The sequence below is a fragment of the Streptosporangium heterodermiicola genome, from assembly GCF_051390675.1.
In the GTDB taxonomy this organism is placed as follows: Bacteria; Actinomycetota; Actinomycetes; order Streptosporangiales; family Streptosporangiaceae; genus Streptosporangium.
Window position 1 is genome coordinate 172,587 of the sequence record NZ_JBPJSR010000018.1, and the last position, 9,176, is coordinate 181,762.

The following is a 9,176-nucleotide window of genomic DNA, read 5'->3' on the forward strand; positions in this document are numbered from 1 at the left end:
GGTGGGCTCCCCGGCGGGGGTGACACCTCGACTGGTTCCACGTGCGCCCCTTACACCGAGGACGAGGAAGACGAAGAAGACGAAGAAGGCCGGATGTTTCGGGCCGCCGGGATTCCGGTCAGACCAGCCCGTCGACCAGGTGGTCACCCGCGATCCCGGTCTTCTCCGGGTGGTAGTAGTCCTTGATGCCGGCGATCCAGACCGAGACCGTGATCCGGTCGTCCTGCGACGGCCCGAACGCCTCGAAGAGCGCGTCGATGTTCGCGCGCTCGAAGCCGATGGCCGTCATGAGCGCCACGAAGACGCCCCGCTCGATGAGCCCGTCGCCGTCCGGGTCGCCCAGCGCGGCCAGCGCCTCGGCGAAGTCGGTGATCGCCGCGTCGAAGCGCTCCGGGGAGAGGACGCACGCGGCGTACTCCTCGAAGCTGACCCGGCCGTCGTGGTCGGCGTCCAGGTCGGCGACGAGAGCCGTCCAGTAGTGCCGGAAAGCGGCCAGCATGGCGGCCTTGGCGGCGTCGTCGGAATCGACGGCCACCGCGACGACGCGGGTCGCCATGAGCTCGAAGTCCTCGGCCTCAAGATAGCCGGTGCCGTCCACGTCGAACAGGGTGAAAATCAGCTTCACCCGATCGATGGCTGCTATCCGCATATTCCATTGCCTTTCTTTGGCCGCCGCTCGGAATGGTGGATGGAATCGTGGCGTCAACTGTACATGATCATGCCGAGTCACGACTCGTGCACCCGCGGTGCGGTCGGCGGAAAGGTGGCCGGTCATGGCCGATGGAATTAATGCGGCCGGACATTGAACGGCGTAATCGTTCGTGCCGTTGAGGGGGCGCCGTCCGGTGGCGAGCGCGGAGAGGTTGGACGGGCGCGCCGAAAGGGCTACGCTACTCATCGTCCATCGCAGAGAAAAACAAACGTCTACCGGTCAATTGTATCACGAGGAGTGAGATTGTCAAACGAGGCGCTGCGTGAGGAGCAGGAGTACGTGTCGGTGCTGTACGGACGGCTCGACGAACTCCGCGAACACGTCACCGGACGGCTGGCGCGGGTGCTCGCGACACCCGGCGGCACCGCCCAGGCGCGCGTCGAGAGGGACGCCGCCCACGCCGCCTACGCCGAACGCCTCGCCAGGCTCGACGCGGCTGAGCGGGGCCTGTGTTTCGGGCGGCTCGACATGCTCGACGGCGAGCGCCGCCACATCGGCAGGATGGGCATGCTCGACGATGCCGACGACACGAATCCGCTGCTCATCGACTGGCGGGCACCGGCCGCCCGCCCGTTCTACCTCGCCACCGCGGTCACGCCGGAGGGCGTCCGGCTGCGCCGGCACGTCAAGGACCGGGCTCGCACGGTGACCGAGATCCACGACGAGTTTCTCGACCTCGAATCCGCGGCGGGCGCCGGGCACGAGGGTCTGGCGGGCGAGGCCGCCCTGCTCGCCGCCCTGAACGCAGGCCGGACCGGCCGGATGACCGACATCGTCCAGACGATCCAGGCCGAGCAGGATCGCGTCATCCGGTCCGGGCACACCGGGGTGCTCGTCGTGCAGGGCGGGCCGGGGACGGGGAAGACCGCGGTGGCGCTGCACCGCGCGGCCTACCTGCTCTACACCCGCCGCCGGCAGCTGGCGCGGCGGGTCGTGCTGGTGATCGGGCCGAACGCCGCGTTCCTGCGCTACATCGGGAACGTGCTTCCCGCGCTGGGCGAGACGAGCGTGCTCCTGTCGACCGTCGGCGGACTGTACCCCGGGGTGACCGCGGAACGCGAGGAGCCGCCCGGGACCACCGAGGTGAAGGGGCGGGCGGCGATGGCCGAGGTGGTCGCCGCCGCCGTACGCGACCGCGAGTGGGTGCCGGAGGACCACCTCGACGTGGAGTACGAGGGACAGACGCTGCGTCTGGACCGGCGGACCTGCGAGCGGGCGCGCGACATGGCACGAGACTCCCCGTCCCCGCACAACCCGGCCAGGCCGATCGTGGTCGGTGAGATCAGCAGGGCCCTCGCCGAGCGGTACGCCGAACGCGTCGGCACCGATCCCTACGACGGCGAGCGCCTGCTGGACGACGACCAGGTGGAGGACATCCGCCGGGAGATGCTCACCGACGAGGTGGTCCTGGCCGCACTCGACGAGCTCTGGCCGGATCTGACGCCGCAGCGGCTGCTCACGGATCTGTTCGGCTCCCGGGATCGCGTCGCCTCCGCGACGCCGGGGTTCACCCCCGAGGACCGGGCGCTGCTGCTGCGGGAGCCCGGCGGCGGCTGGTCGCTCGCCGACGTGCCGCTGCTGGACGAGGCGGCCGAGCTGCTCGGCGAGGACACCCGGGCGGAGCGGTGGCGGAGGGAGCACGAACGGCGCGAGCGGGTCTCCTACGCGCAGGGGGTGCTGGACGTCGCGATGGGCTCGCGGGCCACCGACCTGGAGGACGACCAGGAGGCCGAGATCCTCACGGTCAACGACCTGGTCGACGCGGACACACTCGCCGAGCGGCACCGGGAGACGGATCACCGCACCTCGGCCGAGCGCGCGGCGGCCGACCGGACATGGACGTTCGGGCACGTGATCGTCGACGAGGCGCAGGAGCTGTCGGAGATGGCCTGGCGGCTGCTGATGCGCAGATGCCCGGCCAGGTCGATGACCGTCGTCGGCGACCCGGCGCAGAGCGGCGACCCGGCGGGCACCCTGTCGTGGGAACGGGTGCTCGACCCCTACGTCAAGGGACGCTGGCGGCTTGAGCACCTCACCCGGAACTACCGGGTGCCGGCCGAGATCATGGCCGTCGCCGCCGGCGTGCTGGCGGAGATCGACGCCGACCTCGAAGCACCCGTCTCGGTACGGGAGAGCGGCGTCGAGCCCTGGGGGCTTCGCGTGCCGCCCGGGGAGCTCACCGACCGGCTGGTCGAGATCGTCGCGACCGAGGCGGCCGGGCTGACCGGTCGGCGGCTGGCGGTCATCACGCCGGACTCGCTGCTGGAGCCGCTCGGCTCCGCGGTCGCGGCGGGCGTGCCGGAGGCGTCGGTCGGCGAGGACCCGGGCGCGCCACGCCCCGTCGTCGTGCTGAACGTCGGGCAGGCCAAGGGCCTGGAGTTCGACGAGGTGCTGGTGGTCGAGCCGGGCCTGATCGTCTCCGAGTCGCCGCGCGGGCTCAACAACCTGTACGTCGCCCTGACCCGCGCCACCCAGCGGCTGGGCGTGCTGCGCACCACGGGTCTCCCGCCGTCGACGGCCACGTCGCGTGCGCCGGCCGCGTGGCCGTTCGCGGAAGACTGAAGACCGAGGCGTCCCACGAGCGCGCCGGCGGTCCCGGTTTCACGTGCGGAGCTCCAGGCCGGTGTGGGCGGCGAGGAAGGCGAGCATGTCCGCCGCGAGGTCGACGGCGCGGCTCGCCGAGCGGGAGCCGTGGCCGACGTCGCCCTCGTGGCGCAGCAGGATCGGCCGCGGGCCCGACGTCGCCGCCTGCAGCGCCGCGCACATCTTGCGCGCGTGCATGGGGTCGACGCGGGAGTCGCCGCCGAACGTGGTCAGCAGCGTCGCCGGGTAGCCGACGCCGTCGGTGACCCGGTGGTAGGGGGAGTAGCCCAGCAGCCAGCCCAGCTGCTCGGGGTCGTCGGCCGAACCGTACTCCGAACGCCACGACGGGCCGAGCCCCGACCTCTCGTACCTGACCATGTCGAGCAGCGGCGCCGAGCAGACGGCGGCGGCGAACAGGTCGGGGCGCTGCGTCAGCGCGGCGCCCACCAGCAGCCCACCGTTCGACTCGCCGCACGCGCCCAGCCGGTCGGGGGTGGTCCAGCCGTCCGCGACGAGCTTCTCGGCCGCCGCCGCGAAGTCGTCGAAGACGTTCTGCTTGCGCTCCAGCATGCCGTCGCGGTGCCAGGCCGCGCCCTCCTCGCCGCCGCCGCGCAGCTGGGCGAGGGCGAAGACCCCGCCCGCCTCGACCCAGGGCAGGATGTAGCTGGAGTACGACGGCGTGAGCGAGAGCCCGAACCCGCCGTAGCCGTACAGGATCGTGGGCCTGGGGCCCGAGCCGGGCCGGGCCAGCACGACCATCCGCACCGGTGTGCCGTCCGCCGAGGCGAAGACCAGCTGCCTGGCCTCCAGCTCCGGCACCTCCACGGCGCCGGGCGCGGCGCTCCACGGCGACGTCAGCCCGGTGCGCGTGTCGTAGCGGTGCACCCCGGCGGGCGTGACGCTGTCGGTGTAGGTGAACCAGACCTCGTGGCCGCCCTCGGGGCGGGTGGTCAGCCCCCCGGCCGAACCGAGGCCGGGCAGCGGCACCGAACCGCGCCGCCGCCCGGTCGCGAGGTCGTGGACGCTGATCTCGCCGACCGCGTGCCGGGTCCAGCCGACGAGGAGCTCCTGCCCGGCGATCGCGAACTCGCCGATCACCGCCTCCGGGTCCTCGTCGACCAGGCCGATCCAGTGCTCGGGGCCCGGCCGCGCCGGGTCGGCCACGCACAGCCGTCCCCGCGGCGCGTCCAGGGTGGTGAGCAGGTACAGGCGACCGTCGCGGCCGACGGCGGGCGCCGTCACCGCGCCCGCCCCCCGCTGGATCACCCGCAGGCCGGGACGTTCGGGGGAGGAGGACGACAGGTCGGCGATCCAGAGGTCGTTGCCGTCGCCCGCCATCGCCGAGACCGTCAGCCAGCGCCCGTTGTAACTGATCCCCAGCCCGTACGAGCGCTCCTCACCCATGATCACGGCGTCGTTCTCGGCCGGGGCGCCGAGCCGGTGCAGGCGGACCTGGCGGGAGCGGACGTAGAAGAACGCCTTCCCGTCGGGCAGCCACGCCACGGGCGCGTACCGGCAGCGGTCGATCGGGCCGTCCACCACCCGGCGGGTGGCGACGTCCATGACCCGCAGCTCCGACCGCTCGTCGCCGCTCCTGGACAGCTGGTACGCCAGCAGCCTGCCGTCCAGGTCGGGCTGCCAGTGGTCGAGCGTGGTCAGCCCGCTCGGGTCGAGCTCCATCGGGTCGATCAGCGTCTCCTCCACCCCGTCGGGGCCGGTGCGGTAGAGGACCGCGTGCTCCTGCGAGGCCGTGCGGCGCAGGAAGAACCGGCCGCCGCCGCGCCACATCGGCGTGCCGACGGACCCGGCGCCGGTCAGCGCCGCCACCCGCGACCGCCACCGGTCACGTCCCGGCAGCGTGGCCGCGTGCCCGCGCCACAGCTCCTCCTGGGCCGCCGCCCAGCTCCGCGTCTCCGGGCTGTCCGGATCCTCCAGCCACCGGTACGGGTCGGGCACGGCGTGGCCGTGGAGGCGGTCGACGACCGGTCGCCGCTCGGCGGGAGGATAGATCATCGGTTTTCTCCGGGGTGAGGACCTTGGGCTCGGACTCTGGACGGGAAACGCGGTGCGGACGTCACGGCACCGATTTCCGGGCGCTCAGCGGGTTCCACCGTCACGGCACCAGCTCCTGCGCGCTCGACGGGTCCCACTGCCCGGCCAGGTCGGCGTAGAGCGGGGAGGCGGCGAGCATCTCCTCGTGCGTGCCCAGCCGGACGCTGGTCCCGTCCATGACGAGGACCCGCCGGGCCCGCAGGGCGGAGCTCAGCCGGTGGGCGATGATGAGGAGCGTGCCGCCCCGGCGGGCGAACGCCTCCTCGGCGCGGGCCTCGGCCGCCGGGTCCAGGTGACACGTCGCCTCGTCGAGGATCACCAGCCGGGCCGGGGCGAGGTAGGCGCGGGCCAGGGCGACCAGCTGCCGTTCGGCGGGCGACAGCATCCCGGAGTCGATCTCGGCGGAGTGGCCGCCCAGCCGCGCCACCAGGCTCGCCAGGCCGACCGCGTCCACCGCGTCGTCCACCGCCTCCCGCGAGGCGTCGGCCAGGTACGTCAGGTTCTCCAGCAGGGAGCCCCGGAAGACGTACGCCTCCTGCGGGATCAGCACCCGGTCGGCGGGGTCGAGCCGGTCGGCGGGCACCCCGCGCACCAGGACCCGGCCCGCCCCAGGCGCGAGCACCCCGGTCAGGAGCGCGGCGAGGGTGGACTTGCCGATGCCGCTGGGGCCCACGACCGCGATGTGGTCCCCTTCCGGGATCGACAGGTCCAGGCCGTCGATCACCGGTTCCGCGTGCGGGCCGTACGCGAACGTCACGCCGCGCAGCTCGGCCGCCTCGTTCGTGTCCCGTGCCGTGAGCCGCCCGAGCGCTCGTACGGGCGGGTCGCCGTCGCGCAGCAGCCGGCCGAGCGCCACCCGCAGCCGGACCCCGTTGATGCCCAGCCCCTCCACGAGGTTGCCGAGCGCGGGCGTCAGCGACTGCGTGACGTAGGCCAGGGCGCCCAGGATCACCCCGGCGCCCGCGCCCTCGCCCACCAGCCAGGGGGTCGCGGCCAGCACCAGCAGGACCGGCAGCCAGCCGCCCACCGCCAGCGACAGCGTGCGCAGCGCGGTCACCCGTGCCAGCGACCGGGCCGCGCGGGCCTGTTCCGCCACCCGCAGGCCGACGTCGTCCGCCATCCGCTCCTCGGCCCGGCAGGCGGTGATGTCGCGCAGCCCGCCCACCATGGTGGCGAGCGCCTCGGCGGTGCGCTCGTCGGCCAGGATGAAGTCCCGCTGCCGCCTGGCCAGGGCGCGCAGCGACAGCAGGAAGACGACGAGGCCCGCGACGAAGGGGGGCAGCACCAGCGCGAGCACCTCGGGCACGAGGGTCGCCAGCCCGAGCATGACGCTCACCACGGTGAACGCGAACGACCTGACCACCGTGATGACCGAGGCGAAGGCGTCGCGGGCCAGCTCGACCTGCAGGTTGGAGCGGGCCACCGCCGCAGTCCCCGGCCCCCGTCCCGACCTGACCGAGTGGCGCAGCGCGTCGTCGACGACGTGCGCGAGCAGTTCCTCGCGGAACGGCTCCACGATCGAGGCGACGGCCATCACCACCTGCCGCGCGCCGACCGCGGCGAGCAGCCACGCGCCGCCGAGCAGGGCGAGCCAGGCGAACCCGGTCGCGGGACGTCCCGCGCCGAAGCCGTCGTCGATCGCCCGCGCGATGGCCAGGCCGATGACCAGCGAGGGCGCCGTCTCCGCGACGGACCAGCCCGCGAGCCTGACCAGCTGGTACGGATCCCTCCTGAGCGCCCGCCGGAGGGGCCTGTCGACGACGTGCCTGTCCGGAGGGTTCACGACCCGCCCGCCCCGAAGGAGGTGTCCGCCCGGAACGCCGGGGAGGACGTGCCGGTCTGGAAGACGGCGCGGTAGGCCGGGTCGGCCCAGAGCGCGCGATGGCCGCCGCACGCGCGTACCCGGCCGTCGTCCAGCCAGATCACCCGGTCGGCCGCCGCCGCGGTCGCCACCCGGTGGGTCACGATCAGGCGCGTGCGGTCGCGCAGCTCCCTGGAGAGCGCGCGGGCGACCTGGCGCTCGGTGACGGTGTCCAGGCTGGAGGTGGCGTCGTCCAGGATGAGCAGGCGCCACCCCTGCGCGAAGGCGCGGGCCAGGCCGAGCCGCTGCCGCTCACCGCCGGACATCGGCGCCTCCTCAAGCGGTGTGTCGTACCCCAGGGGAAGCCGCCGGACGAAGGTGTCGGCGCGGGCCGCCCGCGCCGCCGCCCGCACGACCTCGCCCCTCCCGTCCGCCCGGCCGTCCCGGTCGTGGTCGCCGGGCCCGGTGCCGGTACGGGGGCCGCGACGGCCGTGGCGGCCGGTGCCGGCGGCGGGAGCGTCGAGTCCCAGGGCGACGGCGGCGCCGACGGTGTCGCCGAGCAGCGCCGGGCGCTCGAAGGCGTACCCGACGGCGTGGCGCAGCGACTCGCGGGAGAGGTCGGGCAGCGGCACGCCGTCGAGGAGGACCGTGCCGTGCAGGGGGTCCAGCAGCCGTCCGGCGACGGCGGCGAGCAGGGACTTGCCCGCGCCCGAGCGGCCGACCACGGCCACCGCCTGCCCGCCGGGGATGACGAGATCGACGTCGCGCAGGCCGCCCGCGTCGACGCCGCGAAGCTCAAGCGTGCCGGGACCCGCGGGCAGCGGGCGCGTACCGTAGGCCCGCGGGCTCTCGGAGGTCAGCTCCTCCACCCTCGCCGCGGCGGCCCGCGCCCTGGCCAGGCGGCTGACGTAGCCCAGCGCCGAGCCGAGACCGGCGCCGAGCACGACGTAGCGGGCGGCGGCGTACAGCTCCCCGGCCGTGAGGTCGCCGGCGGCCAGGCGCAGCCCGCCCACCCCGAGCACGGCCACCTCCAGCAGCGGGACCACCGCTCCCGCCTGCACACCGGCACGCGCGTTGGCCCGCCACATGTCCATGGCGTGCCCGCGCAGCCTGGGCAGGGCGGTGAGCACCCGCGCGCGCTCCCGGTCGGCGGTACCGGCAGCGGCGATCGTACGGGCCCCGGCGAGGGCGTCGACCAGGCGGGCGGCGATGTCGCTCTGCGCCGCCTGGTAGTCGCCCGCTATGGAGGTGCTCACGCTGAGGAAGGCCCGCAGGACGAGCGCGATGAGGACGAGCCCGGCGACCAGCGTCACGGTCAGCAGCGGGTCGATGAGGGTGAGGGCCACCACGCCTCCCGCGGTGGGGATGACCAGCGCGGCCCCGGTGACGATCGACTCGGGGGCGCGCCCGATCTCCTCGGTGTTCAGGCCCATCCGGGTGACCAGGTCTCCCTCGGGGAACCTTCGGGTGATCACCGGCCCGACACCGAGCACGTTCCGTACGACCCGGTTCCTGAGCCAGGCCGAGGACCGCGCGCCGCTCGACCCGGCGGCCCAGACGCCGAGGGTGTCGCAGACCACGGTCAGGATCACGGCGGCGGCGCAGGCGGCGAGCCAGGTCGCCGCGCCGGTGCCGCCGGGCGTACCTGGCGTACCGGGTGCGCCGGTCGTACCGGCCACGAGCTCGTCGACCGTCCTGCCCAGCACGAACGGGAGCGCGAGCTGCGCGAACGCGCCCAGGACGGAGGCGACCGCGAGGACGGTCAGCCAGGGTCCGCTACGCCGCACGGTGTCGGCCACCAGCCGGTCCGCTGCCCGCACGTTGGCTCCTCCTCGGACTTCCCGAACTTCCCCGACTTCGCGAACTTTCCGACTTTCCGTACTTTCTGGCTTTCCGTACTTCGCTGGCTCCGCGAAGCGCCCCGGCGTCCTGAGCGGCTTCGACGTCGCGGACCCCCGGAACGGGAGTGCCCGGGACGGCCGCCGTCGCTGGCCGTCCCGGGCACGGGGTCCCACTAGTGGCAGAGGA

General features: G+C 74.1%; 5 protein-coding genes. 1 reads left to right on the forward strand and 4 read right to left on the reverse strand.

Annotated elements, in window-relative coordinates; translation table 11 throughout:
• Positions 1-118: 118 nt before the first annotated feature.
• Positions 119-625 (reverse strand): EF-hand domain-containing protein, encoded by a 507-nt coding sequence (locus ACSC1Q_RS32440; RefSeq protein WP_436762508.1) that lies wholly within the window; start codon positions 623-625, stop codon positions 119-121.
• A gap of 324 nt (positions 626-949) precedes the next feature.
• On the opposite strand from ACSC1Q_RS32440, the gene ACSC1Q_RS32445 reads away from it, so the two are divergent.
• Entirely contained in the window at positions 950-3,274 is a 2,325-nt protein-coding gene (locus ACSC1Q_RS32445; protein ID WP_436762509.1) for a HelD family protein, read from the forward strand.
• Between the two features lie 39 nt (positions 3,275-3,313).
• Here the strand turns inward: ACSC1Q_RS32445 and ACSC1Q_RS32450 are convergent, their stop codons facing one another.
• From ACSC1Q_RS32450 to ACSC1Q_RS32460, 3 genes are all read right to left on the reverse strand, one after another.
• Positions 3,314-5,308 (reverse strand): prolyl oligopeptidase family serine peptidase, encoded by a 1,995-nt coding sequence (locus ACSC1Q_RS32450; protein ID WP_436762510.1) that lies wholly within the window; start codon positions 5,306-5,308, stop codon positions 3,314-3,316.
• A 100-nt stretch (positions 5,309-5,408) separates the two neighbouring features.
• Entirely contained in the window at positions 5,409-7,130 is a 1,722-nt protein-coding gene (locus ACSC1Q_RS32455; protein WP_436762511.1) for an ATP-binding cassette domain-containing protein, read from the reverse strand.
• Positions 7,127-8,968, reverse strand: coding sequence for an ABC transporter ATP-binding protein (locus ACSC1Q_RS32460; RefSeq protein WP_436762512.1), 1,842 nt, complete (start codon positions 8,966-8,968; stop codon positions 7,127-7,129). Before ACSC1Q_RS32460 ends, ACSC1Q_RS32455 begins: the two co-directional genes overlap by 4 nt.
• Positions 8,969-9,176 lie beyond the last annotated feature (208 nt).

Bases quoted from the DNA above. Each gene is read 5' to 3' on its own strand.
- ACSC1Q_RS32450 (WP_436762510.1), bottom strand. From the start codon at position 5,308: ATGATCTATCCTCCCGCCGAGCGGCGACCGGTCGTCGACCGCCTCCAC.